Origin of the sequence: Dactylosporangium sp. CA-092794 (assembly GCF_050948465.1) — a bacterium.
Lineage (GTDB): Bacteria > Actinomycetota > Actinomycetes > Mycobacteriales > Micromonosporaceae > Dactylosporangium.
The window spans coordinates 8,286,358-8,309,499 of sequence record NZ_CP192044.1 but is presented as its reverse complement, the minus strand read 5'-3'; the positions used below and the strand labels follow the sequence as shown (position 1 = coordinate 8,309,499).

The 23,142-nt window shown below is 68.6% G+C and carries 22 protein-coding genes; 20 read left to right on the top strand and 2 right to left on the bottom strand.

The features are described from left to right. Window positions 1-40 precede the first annotated feature (40 nt). From ACQPXD_RS35590 to ACQPXD_RS35570, 5 genes are read left to right on the top strand one after another with little or no spacing between them, the layout of a single operon-like run. Entirely contained in the window at window positions 41-2,221 is a 2,181-nt protein-coding gene (locus tag ACQPXD_RS35590) for an acetate--CoA ligase family protein (protein ID WP_432825801.1), read from the top strand. Next, a complete protein-coding gene (locus tag ACQPXD_RS35585; RefSeq protein WP_432825799.1) occupies window positions 2,218-3,465 on the top strand; it encodes a CaiB/BaiF CoA transferase family protein in 1,248 nt (415 codons plus the stop codon). The genes ACQPXD_RS35590 and ACQPXD_RS35585 overlap by 4 nt, the downstream gene beginning before the upstream one ends. After that, window positions 3,462-4,367: an enoyl-CoA hydratase/isomerase family protein gene (locus ACQPXD_RS35580; RefSeq protein WP_432825797.1), complete on the top strand. Its 906-nt coding sequence runs from the start codon at window positions 3,462-3,464 to the stop codon at window positions 4,365-4,367. The genes ACQPXD_RS35585 and ACQPXD_RS35580 overlap by 4 nt, the downstream gene beginning before the upstream one ends. Before the next feature lie 44 nt (window positions 4,368-4,411). Then, window positions 4,412-5,095: an enoyl-CoA hydratase/isomerase family protein gene (locus ACQPXD_RS35575; protein ID WP_432825795.1), complete on the top strand. Its 684-nt coding sequence runs from the start codon at window positions 4,412-4,414 to the stop codon at window positions 5,093-5,095. Then, window positions 5,092-5,952 carry an enoyl-CoA hydratase/isomerase family protein gene (locus tag ACQPXD_RS35570; RefSeq protein ID WP_432825793.1) on the top strand — a complete coding sequence of 287 codons (861 nt, stop codon included), beginning with the start codon at window positions 5,092-5,094 and terminating at the stop codon, window positions 5,950-5,952. Before ACQPXD_RS35575 ends, ACQPXD_RS35570 begins: the two co-directional genes overlap by 4 nt. 13 nt (window positions 5,953-5,965) lie before the next feature. Here the strand turns inward: ACQPXD_RS35570 and ACQPXD_RS35565 are convergent, their stop codons facing one another. Further along, window positions 5,966-6,448, bottom strand: a complete 483-nt coding sequence (locus tag ACQPXD_RS35565) for a MarR family winged helix-turn-helix transcriptional regulator (protein ID WP_432825791.1) — start codon at window positions 6,446-6,448, stop codon at window positions 5,966-5,968. A gap of 269 nt (window positions 6,449-6,717) precedes the next feature. Between ACQPXD_RS35565 and ACQPXD_RS35560 the strand changes: the two genes are divergently transcribed. The 5 genes from ACQPXD_RS35560 (at window position 6,718) to ACQPXD_RS35540 (ending at window position 10,284) form a co-directional block, all read left to right on the top strand. After that, complete coding sequence (locus ACQPXD_RS35560; RefSeq protein ID WP_432825789.1) at window positions 6,718-7,296, top strand: hypothetical protein; 579 nt, start codon at window positions 6,718-6,720, stop codon at window positions 7,294-7,296. Window positions 7,297-7,301: 5 nt separating this feature from the next. After that, window positions 7,302-7,775, top strand: coding sequence for a nuclear transport factor 2 family protein (locus ACQPXD_RS35555; RefSeq protein ID WP_432825787.1), 474 nt, complete (start codon window positions 7,302-7,304; stop codon window positions 7,773-7,775). A gap of 22 nt (window positions 7,776-7,797) precedes the next feature. After that, window positions 7,798-9,009, top strand: coding sequence for an NAD-dependent epimerase/dehydratase family protein (locus ACQPXD_RS35550; protein ID WP_432825785.1), 1,212 nt, complete (start codon window positions 7,798-7,800; stop codon window positions 9,007-9,009). Window positions 9,010-9,118: 109 nt separating this feature from the next. Beyond that, complete coding sequence (locus tag ACQPXD_RS35545; RefSeq protein WP_432825783.1) at window positions 9,119-10,000, top strand: sugar phosphate isomerase/epimerase family protein; 882 nt, start codon at window positions 9,119-9,121, stop codon at window positions 9,998-10,000. A 74-nt stretch (window positions 10,001-10,074) separates the two neighbouring features. Next, window positions 10,075-10,284, top strand: coding sequence for a ferredoxin (locus ACQPXD_RS35540; protein ID WP_432825781.1), 210 nt, complete (start codon window positions 10,075-10,077; stop codon window positions 10,282-10,284). 71 nt (window positions 10,285-10,355) lie between these two features. Here the strand turns inward: ACQPXD_RS35540 and ACQPXD_RS35535 are convergent, their stop codons facing one another. Then, window positions 10,356-11,279 carry an SDR family NAD(P)-dependent oxidoreductase gene (locus tag ACQPXD_RS35535; protein WP_432825779.1) on the bottom strand — a complete coding sequence of 308 codons (924 nt, stop codon included), beginning with the start codon at window positions 11,277-11,279 and terminating at the stop codon, window positions 10,356-10,358. 228 nt (window positions 11,280-11,507) lie between these two features. On the opposite strand from ACQPXD_RS35535, the gene ACQPXD_RS35530 reads away from it, so the two are divergent. The 10 genes from ACQPXD_RS35530 to ACQPXD_RS35485 all read left to right on the top strand — a co-directional run bounded on the left by ACQPXD_RS35530 (window position 11,508) and on the right by ACQPXD_RS35485 (window position 23,106). Beyond that, on the top strand, window positions 11,508-13,118 hold the full coding sequence (locus ACQPXD_RS35530) for a class I adenylate-forming enzyme family protein (RefSeq protein WP_432825777.1): 1,611 nt from the start codon (window positions 11,508-11,510) through the stop codon (window positions 13,116-13,118). Between the two features lie 62 nt (window positions 13,119-13,180). Continuing rightward, complete coding sequence (locus ACQPXD_RS35525; protein ID WP_432825775.1) at window positions 13,181-14,350, top strand: thiolase C-terminal domain-containing protein; 1,170 nt, start codon at window positions 13,181-13,183, stop codon at window positions 14,348-14,350. 5 nt (window positions 14,351-14,355) lie between these two features. After that, on the top strand, window positions 14,356-14,826 hold the full coding sequence (locus ACQPXD_RS35520) for a Zn-ribbon domain-containing OB-fold protein (RefSeq protein ID WP_432825773.1): 471 nt from the start codon (window positions 14,356-14,358) through the stop codon (window positions 14,824-14,826). 170 nt (window positions 14,827-14,996) lie between these two features. Continuing rightward, window positions 14,997-16,166 carry an ABC transporter substrate-binding protein gene (locus tag ACQPXD_RS35515; protein WP_432825771.1) on the top strand — a complete coding sequence of 390 codons (1,170 nt, stop codon included), beginning with the start codon at window positions 14,997-14,999 and terminating at the stop codon, window positions 16,164-16,166. 89 nt (window positions 16,167-16,255) lie between these two features. Further along, window positions 16,256-16,708: a MaoC family dehydratase gene (locus ACQPXD_RS35510; protein ID WP_432825769.1), complete on the top strand. Its 453-nt coding sequence runs from the start codon at window positions 16,256-16,258 to the stop codon at window positions 16,706-16,708. A 9-nt stretch (window positions 16,709-16,717) separates the two neighbouring features. After that, a complete protein-coding gene (locus ACQPXD_RS35505) occupies window positions 16,718-16,954 on the top strand; it encodes a hypothetical protein (RefSeq protein WP_432825767.1) in 237 nt (78 codons plus the stop codon). A 231-nt stretch (window positions 16,955-17,185) separates the two neighbouring features. Next, complete coding sequence (locus ACQPXD_RS35500; RefSeq protein ID WP_432825765.1) at window positions 17,186-18,568, top strand: FAD-binding oxidoreductase; 1,383 nt, start codon at window positions 17,186-17,188, stop codon at window positions 18,566-18,568. Window positions 18,569-18,579: 11 nt separating this feature from the next. After that, window positions 18,580-20,142, top strand: a complete 1,563-nt coding sequence (locus ACQPXD_RS35495; RefSeq protein WP_432825763.1) for an acetolactate synthase large subunit — start codon at window positions 18,580-18,582, stop codon at window positions 20,140-20,142. A gap of 59 nt (window positions 20,143-20,201) precedes the next feature. Continuing rightward, window positions 20,202-21,398 carry a carboxymuconolactone decarboxylase family protein gene (locus ACQPXD_RS35490; protein ID WP_432825761.1) on the top strand — a complete coding sequence of 399 codons (1,197 nt, stop codon included), beginning with the start codon at window positions 20,202-20,204 and terminating at the stop codon, window positions 21,396-21,398. Next, entirely contained in the window at window positions 21,391-23,106 is a 1,716-nt protein-coding gene (locus ACQPXD_RS35485) for an IlvD/Edd family dehydratase (RefSeq protein ID WP_432825759.1), read from the top strand. Before ACQPXD_RS35490 ends, ACQPXD_RS35485 begins: the two co-directional genes overlap by 8 nt. The last annotated feature ends 36 nt before the right edge of the window (window positions 23,107-23,142 follow it).

Genomic DNA, 23,142 nt, shown 5'->3' with positions numbered 1-23,142 from the left:
ATGCTAAGCAAAGCGTACGACACTCGAGGAGTTACGCCCCATGCTCACCGTTGACTACGCAGCCCGACGCCCGGTTGTCGAGCCGGCTCGGCTGCGCCGCTTCTTCGGCATTCGCAGCATCGCGATCGTGGGCGCGTCGCCAAGCTCCAGCTGGGCGCGGAATCTCCTCAACGCGATCGAGCTCGGTGGCGGCGTGAAGGACGTTCGCTTCGTCCACCCCAAGTACGCGGAGATCTTCGGCCGGCCGACCGTCGCGACCCTGCGCGACCTCGCCGAGCCCGTCGACATGGCCTACATCATGGTGGGCCCGAACCGCGTCGATCCGATCCTCGAGGACGTCGCCGCTGCCGGCATCAAGAACGCTGTCGTCCTCGCCTCCGGCTACGGGGAGACCGGAGCCGAGGGACGTGATCGGCAGCGCCGGCTGGCGGAGCGCGCGGTCGAGCTCGACCTGACCGTCATGGGCCCGAACACCATCGGGTTCATCAACGCCGTGGACGGCGTGGCGCCTTGGGCCGTTGCCACGCAGTCCGCACCCATGCCGGGTCCGGTCGGCGCCGTGTTCGAGAGCGGCTCGATGGCGAGGGCGACGTACCAGTTCGCGCAGGCACACGGCGTGGGATCGACCCTGTGGGCGTCGGTGGGCAATTCGGCCGTGCTGACCAGTCTCGACGTTCTGGACTATCTGATCGAGGACGACAGCACACGCGCGATCGCACTGTTCCTCGAGACCGTGCGTGAGCCGGACCGCCTCTTCGAGCTCGGCGCGAAGGCGCTGCGGGCCGGCAAGCCGATCGTGGTCTACAAGGCCGGACGCAGCGAAGCAGGCATGCGCTCGGCGATGGCCCACACCGGTGCGATGGCCACCGACGACGCCGTCGTCGACGCGGCGTTCCGGCAGGCAGGCATGGTCCGCGTCGAGAGCGTCGAGGAGTTGGTCGCGACCGCCGGGGTGTTCGGCTACAGCCCGCGCCTGCCGGAAGGCCGCCGCATGGGCGTCGTGACCTCGTCGGGCGGCGGTTGCAACATCATCGCCGACCTCGCCTCGCTCAACGGCCTCGCGCTGCCGGCCTGGCAGGAGGACACCCGGTCCAAGCTCGCCGCGCACCTCCCCGCGTTCGCCTCGGTCCTCAACCCGCTCGACACCACCGGTTTCGGCCACGCGCGAGCCAGGCCGCGTCCGACCAAGGCCGAGGACGACCTGATGGAGATCGCCGTCGACGACGCCGGGATCGACTTCATGTTCTCGATGATGACGCCGCTGCCGGACGAGCGCCCGGAGGACCCGACGTTCATCGAGAGCCGGATGAACATCATCGGCGGGATCGTGGCCGCGGCACCGGTGCCGGTCTTCCTCTCCTCGAACACCTGCCTCGACGTCTCGCCGTACGCCCAGTCACTGCTCTCCGCGAACAGCCTCTTCCTGCTGCCCGGCGTCGACCTCGCGGTCACTTCGCTCGGCCATGTGGTGCGGTGGGCCGAGCAACGCAGCTCGCTCCTGGTGAGCCCGACCGAGGAGCCGTCGGGTGCTGTCGTCGCCGCCGGCCCGGCGGCCCGGACCTGGGCCGAGGACGAGGGGCGTGCCCTGCTCGAGGCCGCCGGCGTTCCGATCGTCCCGGCCCGCCTGGTGAGATCCGCGGCCGAGGCCGCCGACGCGGCGCTGCAGCTCGGCGGCCCCGTGGCGATGAAGATCTGCTCGCGGGCGATCGCGCACAAGTCCGACGTCGGCGGGGTCGTCCTGGGCGTGGAAGGCGCCGAGGCCGCGGTGACGACGTACGACTCGATCATGGCAACGGTGGCGCGCAACGTTCCCGGCGCCGACCTCCGCGGCGTGCTCGTCTCGCCGATGCGGGAGCCCGGTCCGGAACTGCTGGTCGGGATCACCGTCGACCGGACCTTCGGGCCCGTGCTGGCCGTCGGCCTCGGCGGCGTCTGGGTGGAGGTTCTCAAGGACACCACACTGCGCGTGCTGCCCGTCAGCGTGCACGAGGTGCGGCAGATGATCGAGGAGCTCAAGGGTGCCGAACTGCTGCGTGGCGCCCGCGGCAGCCGGCCGGCCGACCTCGACGCGCTGAGCGGGGTCATCGTGGCGATCAGCCGGGCCGCCCTGTCTGTCGGGCCGGATCTGGACACCCTGGAAGTCAACCCGCTCCGCATCAGCGGGAGCCGCGTGGAGGCGCTGGACGTGCTTGTTACGACCACCGTTGGGGAGGACGCATGAATGATCCCGAAATTCGGCCCGGCGCGCTCGCCGGAGTCAGGGTTGTCGACCTGACGCGCTTCCTCCAGGGTCCCTACGCGACCCGCATTCTCGCCGACCTCGGCGCAGAGGTCATCAAGGTTGAGCGGCCGGGAGGCGAGTGGGACCGGCGGCTCCGCCAGGCACCTGACGGGTACGCGGGCTTCTTCACGGGCCTCAATCGCGGGAAGAAGTCGATCGCCGTCGACATCACGGCCCCGGAGGGCCGAGACATCGTGAAAGCCCTCGCCCGCGAGTGCGATGTCGTCGTGGAGAACTTCCGCCTCGGCGTCATGGAGAAGCTGGGCTTGGGCTACGACACACTGCGTGAGGAAAACCCGCAGCTCATCTATGCCGCCGCGTCGGGATACGGCCCACTGGGTCCGCGCAGCACCGAGCCCATGTTCGACATGGTCGCTCAGGCGGTCTCGGGCGTCTCGGATTTCGTGCGTACCCCGGACGGGCCACCTCGGCTGGCCAGTCGCGGAATGGCCGACTCGGCGGGCGCCGTCTTCCTGGCCATGGGCATCCTGACCGCACTCCTTGCCAAGGAGCGAACCGGACGCGGCCAGCGAGTAGACGGCTCGCTCGTCGGATCCTGCCTGGCCATGCACACCGCCGAGGTCACCATCGCGCTGCACGGCGACGAAGTGCAGCGGACCCCGGGCCGGGTGACGTCGACCTCAGGCGCCTTCCGCTGCGGGGACGACCGCTGGGTCGTCATCGGCGCCACAGATCAGAAGGTGTGGCACGGACTGACCACCGCCCTCGACCGGCTCGACCTGCGCGACGACCCGCGATTCGCCAAGAGCCGGATCCGTGAACAGCACCGCGACGTCCTTGAACCCATCCTCGAGGAGACCTTCCGGACCGCCGACCGGGACACCTGGGTGGAACGGATGCGGGACAACGGCGTACCCGTGGCTCCCGTCAACACATTCGTCGAGGCCGCCCGGGACCCTGACGTCCTGGCGAACGGCTTCGTCGTCGAGCAACCGGACGCGACCTGGGGGACCGTCCGCACGGTCGGCAGCCCGTTCCTGCTCAGCGGCACCCCCGCACGGGTCGGCGGCTGGACCCCGCAGCTCGGCGCGGATACCACCGACGTGCTCAAGGACCTCGGTGTTCCCCCGGATCGCATCGAGGAACTGGTGGCCCACGGCGTGGTCGAGCAGGCCCGGCTCGCACGCGGGCCGCACGGAGCGGAAGAGGTGGGCAACGCGTGAAGTACGGAACTCCGCAGAGCATCGCGGCCGCGGCCGGACAGGTGCTGTACGAGGTCGACGCAGCCTCCGGCATCGCCTACCTGACGCTCAATCGCCCCGAGAAACACAACGCCATGAGTGTCCCGATGCGGGACCGCATCATCGACCTCATGGCGCAGGCCGGAGATGACCCGCGGGTGCGCGTCATCGTGATCCGCGGCAACGGCAAGTCGTTCTGCAGCGGCAACGAGATCAACGAGGAGTGGGGGCAGAAGCGACCGCACGAGCGACGCCGCACGCTGACGGTCGGATACCGATACGGCGCGGACATGGCGTGGGGCCGGCTGGGATTCAGTCAGGCAATCTCTCGCTCGCCGAAGGTCACGGTCGCGCAGCTGCACGGCTACTGTGCGGCGGCCGCCTACTTCATGATCGCGTGCAAGGCCGACGTCGTGACGGCCGCCGAGGACACGCGGATCGGCGCGCTCGAGGCGCGGTTCCTGGGCCCGGCAGGTGCGGTCGCCAGCGTGCACATCAACCGGATCCTGGGCATGAAGGCGGCCCGGCGCACCGGGTTCACCGCGATGCCGATGAGCGGAACCGAGGCGCACCGTCTTGGTCTTGTCGACACTGTCGCGCCGGCAACCGCGCTTGCCGGGACCACCCAGGCGATCGCGGCCGATATCGCTGCCCGTCCGCCCGGCCACCTGCTGTACCTGAAGTCGAGACTTCGCGCCGCGGAGGGCGTGATGGACACCGGTGTTCCCTCGATCACCGGGCTCCTGGTGTCGCACTTCCTGCAATCGGGTCGGGACGAGATGGACTTCTGGAAGACCGCGAAGGAGGTCGGCGTCGGTGGTGCGCTCGACGCCGACAAGCAGCGAAAGGGCGCGGCGGATCCCCGCGCGGGGGTGACGGCATGAGTCCGGTCGACCTTCGCGTAGCCGGTGGCCGGGCATACGTCGAGGTGGACAGCTTCGCCCCGCTGACGTCACACGACCCCGCGTTCGCGGACGAACTCGCCGGCGCCGTCATCGAGGCGTCGGACCACGACCACGTCAAGGCGATCGTGCTGCGTGCCACGGGACCGGACTTCGCGCCGGCGGTCTCGACCGGGTTCCCGTCGGCTGCCGAGGCGCCGACCACGTGGCACCGGGCCTTCGCCGCGTCGACCGCGGTGTACCAGGCGACCTGCTTTGCAAAGAAGGTCGTGGTCGCAGAGGTGCGCGGTGCGTGCCACGGAGCGGGCAGCGCGCTCGTGCTCTGCGCCGACCTCGCGGTGGCAAGCGAGGACGCCGAGTTCGGCTCACCTTTCCTGGATGTGCCCGAGTCGAACTTCGTCCTCGCGGCACTGACGATCAGGCTCAATCGAGCCAAGTCCTGGTTGCTCCGGGGGACCACCTACGACGCTGCCACCGCTGGGCGGATCGGGCTTGTCAACCGGGTCGTCCCGGCGCGCCGGCTCCAGGCGGAGGTGGAGCGGATGACCGCCGCTGTCCTCGGCATGCCGTTGGACGGCGTGACGATGTCGAAGATGCTGCAACAGGCCGTCTATGACGCGCACGGAGTGGGGCGGGAGTTCGACCTGGCCGACCACTACGCGATCCACCGCACAGCGGTCGGGTCCGGTCTCACGGAGGAGGGCGCATGAGCGAGGGCAGGGTCGAGCTCAGCAAGGACCACGAGAACTACATCGCCACCGTCACCATTCGGCGGTCCGCGGCGGGCAACCTGATGACCCGTGCCATGGCCTCGCAGTTCGCGGCCCATCTCGCGGACGTCGACCAGGACGACGACGTGAAGGTGGTGCTGATTCGCGGTGAGGGCGACGACCTGTGTGCCGGTTGGGATCCCGCCGACGCCTGGAGCCAGTATCTCGAAGCGCCTGGCGGAGCGGTCCGCAAGCACCCGAGCCAACGGGCGCGGCTGATCGCCCTGGACGACGCGTGGTGGGGCAGCACGGGGCTGTACCAGAGGCTGCTGCACTGCCGGAAGGTGACCATCGTCGAGGCTCGTGGTCGCTGCTGGGACACCGGGCTCTACTTGGTGTTGTGCGCGGATCTGGTGGTCGCCGGCGAGGACGCGACCTTCGGCTCCCCGCGATGGCACAACATCGGGGTGGACGGCGACATGTCGCTGCTGTTCGCCACGGTCGGGCTCAAGCGCGCCAAGGAACTCATGTATTGCAACGTCGTATGGTCGGCGCCGACGGCCCTCGACTACGGCCTCGTCGATCGCGTCGACAAGGCCGCCCCGCACGGAGCGTCGGAACTCGCCGCCATGTGTGCGTCGATCATGCGTGACGGCATTGTCACGGAGAAGTACGCGGTCTTCGCCTCATTGGAGAAGCTCGGTATCGGGCTCTCGTTCGCGGCGACCACCGTCGTCGGCGCTTCCCTGAGCAACATCCACTTCCAGCCGGACGAGTTCAATTTCCTGCGTCAGGTGCGTGATGAGGGCGCCGAGCGGGCCTTGGTGCGCTCCCGCAAGGACATCGAGATCCGCTGATCACCGCTGCCGGTCAGGGCTGGCGCGGGAGCTCGGGATCGCAAAGCCGCTCAAGGGCGGGCAACGCGGCGAGCAGGCTGTAGAGCTCCGTGCCGTCGAGTCGGGCGAGATGTTCCTCGAGCCACACCTCGCGGCTCTTCAACAACTTCTGACGCTCTTGGACACCGCTCGGCGTCAGCTCGATCAGGGCGGCTCGGCGGTCGGCGGGGTCCGCGGTGCGTGAGACGTAGCCGAGCTCGATAAGGCGGTTGAGTGATCGGGTCACCGAGGGCGGGGAGACCCCCTCCGATGCGGCGAGCTCGCCGGCGGAAACCGGCTGGTTGCGCCCGATGTTGAACAGTAGCGAGATGAGGGCGTAGCTCAGACCTTCGTCATTCTGCTGCCGCAGGACACGTCCGAGGCGGCCAAGCGTCATCCGCAGGCGGGTCAGGTCCTCGCGGCGGATGGCGTGCTTGTGCCTGACGCCGTCGATTGAGCCGCCGGTGGTCGTCGTCATCCCTACCCCGAATCTGGGCCTTCGCCCCCATGAACTTCGCTCCGCTAAGTATGCGCCTGCCAAGCTTCGGGACGCCATGCGCGCACACGGCCCAGTGTGTCACGGCCGCGCCGAGGGAGATGCCCCGGTCGGCCGGGTTCGCGGACATCTGGACTCGTTCGCCGAACGCCCTTGCAGATGCCTGGCTCGGCGATTAGTTTTGTTTCACATGGTTAGATAAATTGTTGCGACCGTCACACGACGGTCACGTATCCCCGAGGGGAGAGATAGTGGAGGACTTCAGGCCGGAGCTGACCTACACCAGCTTCGAGGAGCACATGCACAAGGCCAAGACGCCGCTGCAGCTCAAGCATCTCGAGACGGTCGTCCACCACTCCAAGGGCGAGGTGCTGGCGGATCTGGACATGGTTCTGCCGACGCTGTCGGACGACCCGCAGTATCACGAGTACGGCGTTTTCGGTAACGTCAAGGGAGACACCGGTCCGAAGGGCATGGACGAGGTTCGGGCCAACTACACCGAGATGGTGAACAACGGCTCGTATGTCATCGAGTCGAAGAAGACCCGCGTGGTGGTCAGCGACTACGACATCGTCACCGAGGGCACCTTCCGGCAGATCCTGACTGCCGGGGTCGCGCGGAAGATGGGCTTCGTTGACGACAGCTCGCCCGCGAGCCCCTTCTACGTGCTCTCGGCCCGGACCATCGTCTTCTGGAAGTTCAACGAGGATGACAAGGCCACCGGCGAGGACCGCTACGTCCTCGACCACCACATCGTCCCGCTGGCCGAAGAGGACCTGCCCGACAGCTACCCCGACAAGTTCCGGACCAAGCCGCGGGTCGAGGGCTGAGCGCCATGACATCCAGCATCAAGAGCCGATCCCTCGAGGAGCGGATCGACGAGATCGAGAGCCGGACCGCGATCGCCGACATCATTGCCGGCTACTGCGAGGGCACCGACCGTCGCGACATCGACCGCTTCATGAGCATCTGGCACGACGACGCCGAGTACCTCATCCCGGGCGGGCGCGGCGATTTCCGCGGCACGGCGGAGATCCGTCGTTCGCAGGAGGTCATCGGCAAGGTGTGGAAGGAGACCTACCACTGGACCACCAACCACACCGCCCGCTTCGAGAACGCAGATCGTGCGACCGGTCGCAGCGACGCCATCGCCGTGTGCGTGCATCCGGACGGCAGGATCAGCTGGGTCGCCTGCACGTACCACGACATCTACGAGCGTCGCTCGGGCGTCTGGAAGCTTGCTCGACGCCTGGTCGAGCGCTACTTCGTGAGCGCTCCGCAGGACGTCGAACTGCTTCCTCCCTTCTGAGCCGGCGGCCCGATGGCATCGGGTGCACCGCTGCGCCGGGGAGACTCCGGCGCAGGGGTGTCGGCAAGCGGCGCTCAACCCGATCAGCCCGATCTTCTTCTCCGACCGGCGTAAAGGAGACATGATGAATGCCGGACGAGTGCTGGTCGCCGGTGCCAGCGGGCTCATAGGAACCGCGGCGGTCGCCGCTTTCGCCGCCGAAGGCTGGCACGTGGTCGCGTTCTCGCGGCGCGCTCCCGAGGTGGACCGCTCGGCGCGATTCGAGCACGTGCCGGTGGACCTGACGGATGCGGCCGCGACCCGGGACGCCGTTGCCGCGCTGAGGCCACGGCCAACCCATCTCGTCTACGCGGCGGCCTACGAGAAGCCGGAACTCGTCGCCGGCTGGTCCGACCCCGAGCAGATGACGACCAACCGGGCAATGCTCGGGAACGTCCTCGCTCCGCTGGCCGCCGAGGGCGGGCTGCGGCACGCCACCGTGATGCAGGGCACGAAGGCGTACGGCGCTCACCTGCATCCGATCCCCATCCCGGCGCGCGAGCGGGCGCCACGTGACCGACATGAGAACTTCTACTGGCACCAGGAGGACCTGCTTCGGGAGCTGGCCGATCGCCACGCGTTCGACTGGACCATCTTCCGGCCCGTCCAGGTGGTCGGACCGGCGTACGGCGTCGCCTACTGCACGCCTCCGGTGATCGGTGCGTTCGCCGCGCTCAGTGTTGCGACCGGTATCCCCTTCGGCTTCCCGGGCGGCACGATCCATCCGGTCCGCCAGGTCGTGGACGCGCGGCTGGTGGCAGGTGCGCTGGTATGGGCGGCGACCTCGCCGGCAGCCTGGGGTGAGCATTTCAACCTGACCAACGGAGAGGTGTTCTCCTGGCAGGAGCTCTGGCCGGCCCTGGCCGACGCGATGGGAGTGCCGTGCGCCGAGCCCCGGCCGATGAGCCTGGCCGATGAGCTTCCCCGCCTGGCCGGTGCCTGGGAGGACATCGTCACCAAGCACCGGCTTCGGGCGCTCTCGCTGCTTGACGTCCTCGGCCAGTCCCACCAGTACGCCGACTACACCTTCGGCTACGGCCTGACGTCCACGCCACCACCGGCGCTGGTAAGCACGGTCAAGGTCAAACAGGCGGGCTACACCCGGGTCTACGACACCGAGGTGACCTTCCGCGACGCGCTGAGGACGCTCGTGGAGCGACGGGTGCTGCCCGATCTGTCGGGCTCCGCCCGATGATCGCCTCAGCGCGCTCCCTCGGGGCTCCCGACCCCGCCGCCGAGCTCGGCGCGCGGCCGGGATCGCCCGCGCGATTCTCGCGCGTGCCGGTCGGCGCGAGGAGTAGCCGGTGACATCGTCGTCGACCTTCGCTCGCGCCCCGCGGCTGGTCCTGGCCTGGGGCACCGTTCGCAACGCTGCGTTCCCCGACCGCGTCGCCGCGGCCCGGCAGGCCGGGTACGACGGGATCGGCCTCGCCATTCCCTACTACCAGGCCCTGCTGGCGGACGGATGGAAGGATCGTGACCTTGCCGCGGTCCTCGCCGAATGGGATGTGCGGATCAACGAAGTCGAGGTCCTGTTCGGTTTCCACGGCGTGCCCGGACCGGCCGGCGTCCCAAGCCGTCCGGGCCTGGTCTACGCCGACCCGGAGATCGAGCGGATCGCGTTCCACCTGGCCGACACATTCGGGGTGCCGTTCGTGCAGACGGTCGGCACCTTCGACGACCGGCCGATCGGAGCGGAGGTGGCCGAAGCCTTCGGGAGCCTGTGCGACCGGGCGGCCGGCCACGGGCTGCGGGTGGCGCTGGAGTTCGTTCCCTACAGCAGCATCCCGGACCTCGCGACCGGGCTAGCTGTCGTGACCGGCGCGAACCGCGACAACGGCGGACTGTGCATCGACAGTTGGCACTTCTTCCGTGGCCGGCCGGACCTCGAGCTGTTGCGGACGGTGCCGGCGGGGCGAGTCTTCATGGTTCAGTTCAACGACGGACCGATCCCACCCGTCGACCCCGACCGAATGGTCGACGCCGTTCACCACCGGGTCCTGCCGGGCCACGGCGACTTGGACCTGCGCTCGTTCGTGACGGCCCTCGACAGGCCAGGCGTCGATGCACCGCTTTCGATCGAGGTGTACTCCGACGAGCTCTGGCGACGGCCGACCCTGGACGCGGCGCGACTCGCGGCGGAAGCCACCCGCGCGGTCGTTGCGTCGGCGGTGCGGACAGCCTGAGTGTGACCGTTGACGCGTAACTTAACATGGCTAAGGAAAATGAGGAGTGGTGAGCAGATGGTTGGAGGAGAAATATGACCGAGAACGACCAGGCGATCGTCGTTGCGGACCCGGATGTCTGCGTCGGTTCCGGGAACTGCACGATCGTGGCGCCCTCACTCTTCGACCTGGACGGCGAGGGTGCGGTGATCGTCCTGCGGGATCGGGTCAGCGGCGGCGACCGCGAGGCCGCTGTGGCGGCCGCGGCCGGGTGCCCGGCCGCGGCCATCATCGTCGAAGGCTGACGGATGCGACAGAAAACGGTGGCCGGTCCCGACGGGTCCGACCACCGTTTTGCCGAACGGACCGAGCTCGCTCAGGCCTGGGCCATCCGACCCGACCTCGCGGAAGCCTCGGCGAAACCCACGAGCATGGTGTCCTCGGCCGAGCCGAGCAGTTCGCGCTGGGCGATGATGTCCGCCAGCCGCAGTGCCTTGTCGCCGGTGATCTCGTCCGCCGGCGTCCACTCCCGCATGCGGGACACGGTCGGGCCGTGGACGACGAAGACCTGGCCCGTGATCCCCCGGGAGTACTCCGAGCCGAGGAAGGTCGTCAGAGCGGCCACGCTCTCGGGGTCCCACTCGTCGACCGATCCCTCGGCCGGCTCCATGCCCTCGACGACGCCTTCTGTCATGGCCGTCCGTGCGCGTGGGCAGATCGAGTTGGCGCGCACGCCGTACCGTGCGAGCTCGCGCGCCGCGACCTGGGTGAGAGCGACGATGCCGGCCTTGGCGGCCGAGTAGTTGACCTGTCCGAAGTTGCCGTAGAGCCCGGCCTCCGAGGAGGTCGTCACCACCGTTGCGTCGACCTGCTCCCCGGACTCCTGGTACAGCGCCTTCCAATGCGCCGCCGCGAAGTGCAGCGGACCGGCGTGCCCCTTGAGGTGGACGGCCATCACCGCGTCCCACTCGGCCTCGGAGATGTTGACGATGGTGCGGTCTCGGATGATCCCGGCATTGCAGACCAGGGCGTCGAGCTTGCCGTTGACGCTGACCGCCTGGCCGATCAGCCGCTCGGCGCCGTCCCAGGTGGAGATGTCGTCCGTGTTGGGCTCGGCGCTGCCCCCGGCCGCGCGAATCTCCTCGACGGCGTCATCGGCGGCGGATCGGCCGTCCGGCCTCCGGCCCACGTCGTTCACGATCACATGGGCGCCCGCCCGGGCGAGCGATCTCGCTTCGGCGCGTCCGATGCCCTGGCCGGCGCCGGTGACGACGGCGACCTTTCCCTGCAGTTCGTCCATGACTGTCCCTTTTCTCCGTGCTGGTGCGGCTCGGCCTGGGGGGTGTTCCGCGTGTGATCATCGGCACTGAAACACATCTGCTTAGCCATGTAAAGAGATTACCGGGTCGTTGCGCCAGCTCATCACCGATGTTATACATGGCTAACTAATGAGTGAGGCGCGTCACGTCCTCGTAACAGAGATCTCCTGCCGTCCCGCACCGTTCGCGACGAGAGGAATGGAATGAGTATGTCTGCTCCCGGGCCGGCGACAAAGGCCGACCGCGAGGCCTACTACCGCGACCATGGATACTGGACGTCCGAGCGCCTCGGGTGGTGGGTGTTCGACGTTGCCGAGCGCACTCCGGATCGCGAGTTCCTCGTGATCGGCGACCTCCGGCTGACCTACGGCGAGTTCGCCGCCTGGGCCGATGTGCTCGCCGCGCACCTGGTCGAAGCCGGGGTGGTCCGTGGCGACCGCGTCCTCATCCAGCTGCCGAACCTGGCCGAAGCGCTGCTGGGCCAGGTGGCGGCCTTCCGCATCGGCGCGGTCAACGTCCCGGTTGTGCCGATCTACCGCGAGCACGAGATGGCACACATCGTGAACGACTGCAAGCCACGAGCGGTGATCTCGATCGCCGAGAATCGCGGCCGGCGTCCTGCCGACGAACTCGACGGCATCCTTGACGGCGCATCGTGGGGACCGGTCGCACGCTTCTGCGTCGGTATGAGCGGACCGCGCCCCGGCTGGCGCCCCTTCCCGCGGCGGGATGACCCGCGGCCGCCGGTCTCCCTCCCGGACCCGCTCGAGCCCGACAAGTGCTGCCTGATGCTGTACACGTCAGGGACGACTTCGGCGCCGAAGGGCGTTGCGCTCACGGGTCAGGGGTTCGTGTCGAACGCGCGCAGCATCCGCCACACGATGTCGCTGAGCGCGAACGATGTGTTCTTCTGCGCCTCGCCGCTCTCGCACCTTGCCGGCTTCAATGCCGGCGTCGTCTGGCCCGCGTCCATGGGCGCCAAGATCGTCGTGATGCCGACCTGGAACGGTGCCGAGGCGGCGCGCATCATCGAGCGCGAGCGTTGCACCTTCACCACCGCCGCCTCGGTCTTCCTCCACGACCTGGTCGCGGCTCATCGCGACGGCATCGGGACCGGGCACCCCATCACCGTTTTCATGTCCGGGGGTGCCCCGACCGCGCCCGACCTGATCCGGGAGGCGGCGGAGGTCGGGATCACGGCGCTGCGCGGCTACGGCATGACCGAGACCGGTGGGGGAGTCTCGTGGGTCGCGCCGACCGAGCCGCTCGACATCAGGGCCGAGTACGACGGTGCCATCGTTCCCGGCAGCGAGATCCAGGCGGTCGATCCGGAGCGCCGGTTGCTTCCCCCGGGTGAGGAGGGCGAACTGCGGATCCGTGGCCCGCAGGCTCTCATCGGCTACACCGATCCGGTGATCACCCGGGAGCAGATGGATGACGAGGGCTGGTTCTACACCGGCGACCTCGGGAGGGTCGACGAGCGCGGCCTCGTGCGCGTCACGGGTCGTACCAAGGACATCATCAACCGCGCGGGCGAGAAGTTCTCCGCGCGCGACATCGAGGAACTCGTCCAGCGGCACCCCGCCGTCGAGATGGCGGCCGTCGTCGGGCTGCCCGATGAGCGGCTCGGCGAGGTCGTCGGAGCATTCGTCACCCTGGCTGCCGGCCAGGAGTGGCCCGGCGACGCCGAGATGGCGGCGTACCTGGATCAGGCCAAACTCGCCAAGCAGAAGATCCCCACCTCGTGGCGCGTGCTCCCGGAACTGCCCCGGACCGCCTCGGGCAAGGTGCAGAAGCACGAGCTGCGCAGCCTGCGCTGATTCGCGACGACCGCCGTCCGCCGTAACACATCGTTCTGCGTAACCACAAGAGGAGCTGACCTGTGACACGTCCTGACCGAACCCCGGTCATCGCCGGCATCGGATTGTCCGATGGCCCCAAGGCGCCGCACCTCGACGCGCTCGGGCATCAGGGCCAGGCCATGCAACGAGCGTTGGCCGACTCCGGGCTCAGCAAGGATGACATCGACGGGTTCGGGTGCGCCGAGGCCTGGATTCCCGGTGTCCCAGGCGTCGACCTGCCGGAGACCGCGGAGTACCTCGGCCTCGATCCGCGATGGATCGAGGGCACGTACACCGGCGGATCGGCGTACGAGTTCCAGGTGCAGCATGCCGAGGCCGCGATCAGATCCGGCATGGCGAACACGATCCTCCTGACCTACGGCAGCGACCTGCTCACGCGGATGGGGCGAAGCCTCGGTACGGCGTACGGGCGCAAGCCGGTCGGCGGTGCGGCCTACGAGGAGCCATACGGCAAGACGACCGTCGCGGCCTATGCGATGGCCGCTCAGCGCCACATGTACGAGTACGGCACCACTCCGGAGCAGCTTGCGAGCGTCGCTGTCGCGGTCCGCGAGCACGCCGCCCACAATCCTCAGGCCATCTATCGCAAACCGCTGACGGTCGGTGACGTCCTGAGCTCGCGTATGATCGCCGATCCCCTGCACCTGTTCGACTGTTGCGCGATCACCGATGGCGGCGGGGCGGTCATCGTGACCACCGAGGAGCGCGCTCGCGACCTCAAGCAGCCGTTCGTCTCGATCCTGGGGACGGCGGCCCGTCAGAATCACTGGAACATCTCGCAGGCGCCGACCGTGACCACGACGGCTGGGGCGCGATCGGGGCCGGATGCGTTCGCGCGGGCGGGGTTGAGCCCGGACGACGTGGACATGGCCATGCTCTACGACAGTTTCACCATCACGGTCATCCTGCTGCTGGAGAGCCTCGGCTTCTGCAAGCCGGGCGAGGGGGGACCGTTCGCCGAAGAGGGCAACCTGCGTCTGGGTGGCAGGTTGCCGATCAACACGGATGGCGGCGGTCTGTCGGCCTGCCATCCGGGACTTCGCGGCATCTTCCTGCTCATCGAGGCCGTCCGGCAACTGCGCGGGCAGGCCGGCGCGGTGCAGGTCCCGGACTGCGAGGTGGCGCTTGCCGCCGGATCCGGTGGCTGGTTCTCGACGATCGGGGTCACGATCCTCGGAAAGCACAGGTGAGACAGATGACCTCGGAAAACATCCGCGGCCAGCAGCGAACCCTCGAGATCGTCGACGTCACCGACACGTGGGTGAAGCCGGTCCCCGATCTCGACCCGGTCAGCACCACCTACTTCCGGGCGGCCTACGACGGAACGCTGCTGATCCAGCGCTGCCCGTCCTGCGGCACCACGCAGCATTACCCCCGTCTCGTCTGCCGCACGTGTGCGGCGACGCCCGAATGGGAGGCGGCCAGCGGGCGAGGCACCATCTACACCTTCACCGTCGTCCGGCAGGCCGGCATGCCCGGGTTCGACGAGGAGGCGCCGTACGTCATCGCGCTCGTCGACCTCGACGAAGGGCCCAGGATGATGGGAAACGTCACCGACTGCCCCGTGGACGAGGTTCACATCGGCCAGCGCGTGCAGGCCTACCAGCTGCGGATCGCCGACGGGATCGGCCTTCCCCAGTGGCGGCCTCAGCCCACTTCCGGCTGAGCCCGCGACCGTCGGCGACCACCGGACGTTCCCGGCGGTCCATCGCTTCACTCCGTTCAGCAGTGCCTCCGGCAACCCTAATACTTAGGCATGTTAAGTAATCTGGCATCTGACTCTCTTCCGCCAAGGAGCATCTCGTGCAGTTCAGGTATCTCATCAGCGTCGGCGCCTTGGCGCTGACCGCCGCAATGTCGCTTGCCGCTTGCGGCTCCAATGACGACGGCAACGCATCGAGCGGCGGCGGCAAGCCTCTGGTCATCGGCTTTGCCGCCCCGCTCACCAGCGGCAACGCCGGCGTGGCCGAGCAGATGGTCAACACCGCCAAGCTGGCCGTGAAGACGATCAACGCCGCCGGCGGCGCAGGCGGTCGGCAGCTCTCGCTCAAGGTGTACGACGACAAGCTCACCGCCGACGAGTCGGCCAAGGTCGCCCAGCGGGCAATCACGGTGGACAAGGCCGAGGTCATGATGGGCGGCTACACCAGCATCGAAGGACTCGCCATCCGCAAGCTCCTCGAGCCGCGGAAGGTCGTCTTCATCAACTCGTCAACGATCTCGCCCGCGCTGATGGACGGCGCGAAGTACACGTTCCGCACCACGGTCGACCAGAGCGACTATCCGGTCCAGATGATCGACCTGCTGAAGTCGCTCGGCTACAAGCACCCCGTGGTGACCGCCGACGACGGACCGACCGGGTCGACGCTGTGGCAGCCCATCGTTGATTCGGCGAAGCGCGCGGGCATGGACCCGGGTGAGACCGTCCACTACACGCTCGGCGCGACCGACCTGACCTCAACCGTGACGCAGCTGAAGAGCGAGCACCCCGACGCTGTCGTCCACATCGGGTCGGCGGCGGCTGACGCGGGTCTCATGCTCAAGACGATGACGGAGGCCGGAGTGACGGTGCCGGTCGTCGGGTTCGGCTCGCTGATCGCGCCGGACGCCCTGAAGATCGGCGGCGACGCCTACACCAGGCTGCCGGCGATCTACACGCTCGCCAACCAGCAGCCGTCCAAGCCTGAGTACCAGCAGTTCATCAAGGCATACGCCACCGAGTACGGCGGTAGCGCGGACGATCTCGCACTCGGGCTGGCCGAGCAGGACGGCGCCACCTGGGACGCCTTCACCGTGCTGAAGAAGGGACTCGACGCGACCGGCGGCGACACCGACGGAGACAAGCTCGCCAAGGCGATCGACGCCATCACGCCCTTCGCCGGCGCCGCCGGCAAGGAGGGAGCGCTGATCAACTTCGGCGACGGGCGCGACGGCTTCAGCAAGTCGCTGGTGGCGTTCCAGTTCGTCAACGGCAAACCGAAGGAACTGGCTCAGCAGCCTCAGTGACCGGGTCACGCAATGGACACGCTGGGCCCGACCGGGTCGGGCCCAGCGCTCCCGGCTCGACCAGATGATGACGAGGAAGGAAGCGGCACATGCGGGTGTTCGATGGCCTGACCGATCTGGTCGACTCCGCAGGAGAGGATCTCGGAGCCAGTGACTGGATCCTGGTGGACCAGCAGCGCATCGACGGATTCGCTGACGTGACCGGAGACCATCAATGGATCCACGTCGACCCGGTCCGCGCCGCCTCGAGCCCCTTCGGGCGGACGATCGCACACGGCTACCTGACCCTGTCGCTGCTCGCCGAGCTCACGACCCGGCTGTACCGCGTCGAGAACGTATCCTTCGCGGTGAACTACGGTCTGGATCGGGTGCGGTTCATCAGCCCGGTCCTCGAGGGTTCCCGGATCCGTGCCACGGCGCGGCTCGCGGAGGCCAGGCGAGTCGAGAGCGCCGTCCAGCTGAGGCTGGAGAGCACGATCGAGATCGACGGGTCGGACCGCCCGGCCGCGGTCGTCACGTCACTCGCCCGCTACTTCGCCTGAGTCTTCGGCATGCTGCCAAGCGCGCTCGAAGCACGAATCCGCAATGCCATCGCCGCTCCGGCATCCTCCGCGGCGTACGACATCGAATCAGCGCTCGACGAGGTCTTGGCCGGCGTCGGCCTGCGACGGGCGGACAGCGGCGGGCGCATCGAGTTCGTCGGAGCGGATCCTGTGGTTCCCAGCCCACTGCGGCTGGCCGGGGCCGCGAGCATCGCACTCGTGGCGAAATCGGTGGCGGTTGCCTGAGCTCAGCTTCGGAGACCCTCGGCGCGCGTCGCGGTGAGTCCGCCATCCCCTTTGGCGAAAGGGGTTCGGGGTCGATCACCCCAGGATTGAGTCCCCTGTTCGGGGGAGAGAGTGTCCCCGGCCGGTGGGACGATTCGTGGCACTCGAGTTCCTAGGTTCCTCTTGTGAGGTCCGTCACCTGGACTTCGTCAGACGTCAAGACGTCGACACCGGGAAGAGGAAGGACGCTCGATGGACAACGTTGCCGAGCGATTCGCGGACATTGTCGGGCGGACCAATCTCCTTGTGGGCGAGATGATCCCCGAGGACTACGCACACGACGAGGCATTGACGGCCGTTCCGCAGCCGCCTGCCTATCTGGCCCGGCCCGGCACCGCTGAGGAAGTGGCGGCGCTGTTGTTGTGCGCGAGCGAGCACAGCGTGCCGGTCACGGCGCGCGGCTCGGCCACCGGCCTCTCGGGTGCGGCTCGGCCATGCCCGGACGGGCTGGTGATCTCCTTCGAGCGCATGAACGCCGTCCTTGAGATCGACACCGATAACCACGTCGCCGTCGTCCAGCCCGGCGTCACCCTCTCCGACCTGGACGAGCAGACCGCGGCCGCCGGCCTCAGCTACACCGTCTACCCCGGTGAGCTGAGCGCGACGGTGGGCGGCAACGTAGGCACCAACGCGGGCGGCATGCGGGCCGTGAAGTATGGCGTGACGCGGCACAACGTCCTGGGGCTGCAGGCTGCGCTGCCGTCCGGTGAGCTCATCCGGACCGGAGGCAGGATTTCCAAGATCTCCTCCGGCTACGATCTGACCCAGCTGATCATCGGCTCCGAGGGAAGCCTCGCCATCGCCACCGAGGTCATCGTCAAGCTCCACCCACGGCTGCCGTACGGAGCCACGGTGCTCGCGCCGTTCGGGACCGTCGAGGAGGGGCTGCGGGTCGTACCGAAGATCATCGCCAGTGGCCTCGGCCCCCACATCGTGGAATACATCGATGACCGGACGCTCGCCGCGATCAGCGACTTCATCAAACTTGACCTCGGCATCCCCGAGACCGTCCGCGACACCGCGGCCGCCTACCTGATGGTGGCGCTCGAGAGCCGTGACAAGGAGCGTCTGGAGGCCGACGTCGAGGAGCTCGCCGGGCTGATCCTCGACGGCGGTGCGATGGACGGCTACGTGCTCGACGGGGCTGCCGCCCGCATGCTGGTCGAGGCGCGCGAGAAGTCCTTCTGGACCGCCAAGGCGGTCGGGGTCGACGACATCATCGACGTCGTGGTCCCGCGGAACGAGATGCCGAGGTTCCTCCGCAGGACCCAGGACCTCGCGCTCGCCGTCGGCGCGACCGTGGTCGGATGTGGGCATGCCGGGGACGGCAACGTCCACCTCGGCCTCTTCTGCCCCGACGCCGGGAAACGGAAGCAGCTCCTGACCGAGATCTTCGCGGTCGGCATGGAGTTGGGGGGAGCGATCTCCGGCGAACACGGCATCGGCAAGACCCGGTCGGAGTACTACCTCGAGCTCGAGGACCCGGCGAAGATCGCGCTGCTCCGCCGGATCAAAGCGAGCTTCGATCCGGCCGGGATCCTCAACCCGGGCATCCTGCCCGCCGACGAGGGCTGAGCACGACCGGGATGACCGAGCTGAATGGTGCGCAGTCACTGATCCGCACCCTCGTCGATTCCGGGGTGGAGGTGTGCTTCGCCAACCCCGGCACCTCGGAGATGCACTTCGTGGCCGCGCTCGACGCCGTGCCCGCGATGCGCGGTGTGCTGGGCCTGTTCGAAGGCGTCGTCACGGGTGCCGCCGACGGCTACGCGCGCATCGCCGGCAAGCCCGCCGCGACGCTGCTGCACCTGGGCCCGGGGCTCGGCAACGGGCTGGCGAACCTGCACAACGCGCGCCGGGCGCACTCGCCGATCGTGAACGTGATCGGCGACCACGCGACCTACCACAAGCAGTACGACGCGCCGCTCGAGTCGGACATCAGCGCCGTGGCCGGCAGCCTCAACGGCTGGCTGCACCGCTGCGAGCGGACTGCGGATGTCGGCGCCGACGCGGCCCGGGCAGTCGCGGCCGCGCAGGATGCGCCGGGCCGGATCGCCACGCTGATCCTGCCGGCGGACGTCTCGTGGGGTGAGGGCGGAGAGACCGCCGAGCCCGTCGAGCCGAACGGACCCCGGCCGGTCGCAGCGGCCACGGTGCAGGAGATCGCGGACATCGTGGCCGGCGGCGAGACCGTCGCGCTGCTGATCGGGGGCGCCGCCTGCCGCGAGGCAGGCCTGCGCGCCACCAGCCGGATCGCCCAGGCCACCGGCGCCCGGGCGCTGGTCGAGACATTTCCCGCACGTCTCGAGCGCGGCGCGGGCCTGCCCGCGGTGGAGCGGCTCGGCTACCTCGCCGAGCTGGCAACGCGGCAGCTCGACGGAGCGGCCCACGTGATCCTTGCCGGGGCGAAGTCGCCGGTCTCGTTCTTCGCCTATCCTGGCAAGGCCAGCGTGCTCGTGCCCGGGAGGGCGCAGGTCCACGTGCTCGCAGACGACGCGGACGACGTCGTCCAGGCCCTGGAGGACCTGGCCGAACTGGTCGCCGCGAAGACCGAGCCGGTGCTCCAAGCGGCAGCGCGCCCCGACCTGCCGTCGGGTCCGCTGACCCTGCAGAGCTGGGTCGAGGTGATCGGGGCGCTCCTGCCCGAGCGCGCGATCATCGCGGACGAGGCGAACACCTCCGGCCTGCTCCTTCCCGCAGCCACCGCCGGCGCGCCGCGCCACGACGTGCTGACCCTGACCGGCGGCTCGATCGGATTCGGGATGCCGGTCGCCACCGGGGCGGCCGTGGCAGCGCCGGACCGTCCGGTGATCAACCTGCAGTCCGACGGCAGCGCGATGTACACGATCTCGGCGCTGTGGACCCAGGCCCGGGAGAACCTCAACGTCACCACCGTGGTGCTCAACAACCGTGCCTACGCGATCTTGCGGATGGAACTCCAGCGCGTCGGCGCCGAGGGGCACGGCCCGATGGCCAACGAACTGCTCGATCTCTCGAGGCCCGACATTGACTTCGTCAAGATCGCCGAGGGCATGGGCGTGCCCGCGACCCGCGCCACGACCGCCGAGGAGCTGGCCGAGCAATTCGAACGCGCCGTGGCCGAACCCGGACCGCACCTGATCGATGCGCTCGTGCCATCCCCGCTCTGAGCCCTGCCCTGAGCCGAGACCTGAACCACCACCGACGGATCTGAGGAGATCAACAGACCATGCGATATCCGACGCGGGTGAAGCCCGTGGACTTCGGAAGCCTCTCCCAGCGACAGGAGGCAATCCGGGTGAAGATGGGGCCGTACGGCGAGGAGGGCACCTCGGCCATGATGAGGACCTTCCTCAACTACCCCGAGTTCGTGCGCTCCATCGGTCGGATCGGCACTCGGGTGACGCTCACCTCGGATCTCCCGAAGCCGCTGGCCGCGCTGGCCTCGCTGCGCACGACCTGGCTGTGCGACTGCGAGTACCTCTGGGCCCAGATCCGCCAGGAGGCACTTGGCGGCAGGATCACCGAGGCCCAGGTCGGCGCGATCGCCGCGGGCGAGTACGACGCCCTCACCAGCATCGAGCGGCATCTGGTCGAGGCGATCGACGAGATGCACGACACCCACTACCTGAGCGAGGAGAAGTGGTACCGGGTCGGCCTGCTCGGGCCGAACGCGGTGATGGACCTGATGACGACCTACGGCTTCTTCGTGACGCTCTCGGCCGCGGTGAACAGCATGGGCGTCGAGTTCGAGGACACTGTCCCAGGGTGGGGCGTGCCCCGGCCGGCGAGCGTCTCGGCGAATTCCGGCCGCACGCCCCTGCGCGAGATCCCCAAGCGCGTCTTCGAGGCCGACTACTCCCTGCTCAGCCCGCAGCAGATCGAGCAGGCCAACCGGATGGGACGGCGGGGCAAGCCGACCACCTCGAAGCTGCAGAAGGCGATGATCAACTATCCCGACTTCCTCAGGTCGATGTCGCCCTTCGGCAAGCGCGCGATCGACGACAGCTGCCTGCCACCACGGGTCTGGCAGCTCGCCGCCATGCGCACAGTCTGGCTCTGCGACAGCGAGTATCTGTGGTCCCAGCACCGCAAGGCCTGCCTCCAGCTGGGCGTCACCGACGAGGACCTGCGCGGCGTGGCCGAAGGCCCGCGGAGCACGGCGCTCAACGACTTCGATCGGGTCATCGTCAGCACCGTCGACGACATGTATCACCACAACCGGATCTCGGACGAGAACTGGAGCCAGTTCGACCAGTTCGGTCCCGAGGGGATTACCGACCTCATCCTGACCTACGGGCTCTACGTCCTGCAGTCGTGTCTCGCGCGCAGCTTCGGGACAACCCTGGAAGAGAACACCCTCGGCTACGCGCCCGAGCTCGAGGCGTACCGCGACGGCCAGCACCGCCGGGCAAGCCATGTCTGACCTGCGCTCACAGGACTGGTTCGGCGGCGGCGGCCCGAAGGGTTTCGCACACCGGGCGTGGGTACGCAGCCGCGGCGTACCGAAGGACCATTTCGACGGCCGCCCGGTGATCGGCATCTGCAACACCTGGTCCGAGCTGACCTCCTGCAACTCCCACTTCCGCGAGCTGGCACAGCACGTCCGGGAGGGAATCCTCGAAGCCGGTGGCGTCCCGATGGAGTTCCCGGTGATCTCGACCGGGGAGACGCTGACCCGCCCCACCGCCATGCTGCTGCGCAACCTGTGCAGCATGGACGTCGAGGAGACCCTGCGCGCCAACCCGCTCGACGGCGTCGTCCTGATGATGGGATGCGACAAGACGACGCCCGGGCTGCTGATGGGCGCCGCCAGTGTGAACCTGCCGACGATCGGCCTCTCGGCGGGGCCGATGCTCAACGGCAGCTTCCGTGGCCGGCCCTTCGGGATCAAGGACGTCTGGAACCTCGCGGCGGACGTCCGCGCGGGCCGGGCGAGCGTCGCCGACGTGGAGGAGGCCGAGTCCTGCCTCAACCGCACCGTCGGCGTGTGCAACGTGATGGGCACCGGATCGACGATGGCGGCCATGGTCGAGGCGATGGGAGTCGGCCTTCCGGACAACGCCGCGATCCCCGCGGTCGATGCGCGTCGTCGCGTGCTCGCCCGGATGGTCGGGCGCCGCATCGTCGACATGGTCCGCGAAGACCTCACCCTCGACAAGCTCCTGACCCGCGAGGCGTTCGAGAACGCGATCAAGGTCAACGCCGCGATCGGGGGCTCTACCAACGCGGTGATCCATCTGACCGCAGTGGCGCGCCGGATGGAGGTACCGCTCGACATCGAGGACTGGCATCAGCTGGGTCAGGACGTGCCTACCCTGGTCAACATCCAGCCGTCCGGCACCTACCTGATGCAGGACTTCCACGAGGCCGGCGGACTGCCGGTGGTCATCCGCGAGCTCTGCGAGGCCGGACTGCTGCACGGCGATGCGCTGACCGCGACCGGCAAGACCCTCGCGGAGATCAACGCCGATGCCGTGTGCCACAACCGCGACGTCATCTTCGGGCTCGACGAGCCGTTCAAGTCGAACTCGGGAATCGCGATCCTGCGCGGGAACCTCTGCCCCGACGGTGCGGTCATCAAGCCGTCCGCAGCGGAGCCGCACCTCCTCAGGCACCGCGGCAAGGCCGTGGTCTTCGAGAACCAGGACGACCTCAACGCACGCATCGACGACCCCGGCCTCGAGGTCGACGCCGACTCGGTCCTCGTGCTCAAGAACTGCGGGCCGCGCGGCTTCCCCGGCATGCCCGAGCTGGGCATGATCCCGATCCCGGCCAAGCTCTTGGCACGGGGCGTCACGGACATGGTCCGCATCTCCGATGCCCGGATGAGCGGAACGTCCTTCGGGGCGGTCGCCCTCCACGTCTCACCGGAGGCGGCGGCCGGAGGCGTGCTGGCCGTCGTGCGCGACGGCGACCTCATCGAGCTCGATGTCGCGGCTCGCAAGCTCGACCTCCTGGTCCCCGATGACGAACTGGAGCGGCGCCTCGCGGCGCGTCAGGCTCCCGAGCCCAAGGCGACCCGCGGCTATTCGAAGCTCTACATCGACACCGTCAACCAGGCCCACGACGGCTGCGACCTCGACTTCCTGGTCGGCAAGACCGGTAGCGCCGTCCCACCCAATCAGCACTGATCCGCTGCGGCGGCAAGAAAGGAATGACATTGAACG

Excerpts from the sequence above, each read along its gene's own strand:
- ACQPXD_RS35510 (WP_432825769.1), top strand. The coding sequence starts at position 16,256 with ATGCGGGTGTTCGATGGCCTGACCGATCTGGTCGACTCCGCAGGAGAG.
- ACQPXD_RS35485 (WP_432825759.1), top strand. The coding sequence starts at position 21,391 with ATGTCTGACCTGCGCTCACAGGACTGGTTCGGCGGCGGCGGCCCGAAG.
- ACQPXD_RS35570 (WP_432825793.1), top strand. The coding sequence starts at position 5,092 with ATGAGCGAGGGCAGGGTCGAGCTCAGCAAGGACCACGAGAACTACATC.
- ACQPXD_RS35565 (WP_432825791.1), bottom strand. The coding sequence starts at position 6,448 with ATGACGACGACCACCGGCGGCTCAATCGACGGCGTCAGGCACAAGCAC.
- ACQPXD_RS35530 (WP_432825777.1), top strand. The coding sequence starts at position 11,508 with ATGTCTGCTCCCGGGCCGGCGACAAAGGCCGACCGCGAGGCCTACTAC.
- ACQPXD_RS35495 (WP_432825763.1), top strand. The coding sequence starts at position 18,580 with ATGACCGAGCTGAATGGTGCGCAGTCACTGATCCGCACCCTCGTCGAT.
- ACQPXD_RS35555 (WP_432825787.1), top strand. The coding sequence starts at position 7,302 with ATGACATCCAGCATCAAGAGCCGATCCCTCGAGGAGCGGATCGACGAG.
- ACQPXD_RS35540 (WP_432825781.1), top strand. The coding sequence starts at position 10,075 with ATGACCGAGAACGACCAGGCGATCGTCGTTGCGGACCCGGATGTCTGC.
- ACQPXD_RS35500 (WP_432825765.1), top strand. The coding sequence starts at position 17,186 with ATGGACAACGTTGCCGAGCGATTCGCGGACATTGTCGGGCGGACCAAT.
- ACQPXD_RS35505 (WP_432825767.1), top strand. The coding sequence starts at position 16,718 with ATGCTGCCAAGCGCGCTCGAAGCACGAATCCGCAATGCCATCGCCGCT.
- ACQPXD_RS35535 (WP_432825779.1), bottom strand. The coding sequence starts at position 11,279 with ATGGACGAACTGCAGGGAAAGGTCGCCGTCGTCACCGGCGCCGGCCAG.
- ACQPXD_RS35590 (WP_432825801.1), top strand. The coding sequence starts at position 41 with ATGCTCACCGTTGACTACGCAGCCCGACGCCCGGTTGTCGAGCCGGCT.
- ACQPXD_RS35585 (WP_432825799.1), top strand. The coding sequence starts at position 2,218 with ATGAATGATCCCGAAATTCGGCCCGGCGCGCTCGCCGGAGTCAGGGTT.
- ACQPXD_RS35520 (WP_432825773.1), top strand. The coding sequence starts at position 14,356 with ATGACCTCGGAAAACATCCGCGGCCAGCAGCGAACCCTCGAGATCGTC.
- ACQPXD_RS35490 (WP_432825761.1), top strand. The coding sequence starts at position 20,202 with ATGCGATATCCGACGCGGGTGAAGCCCGTGGACTTCGGAAGCCTCTCC.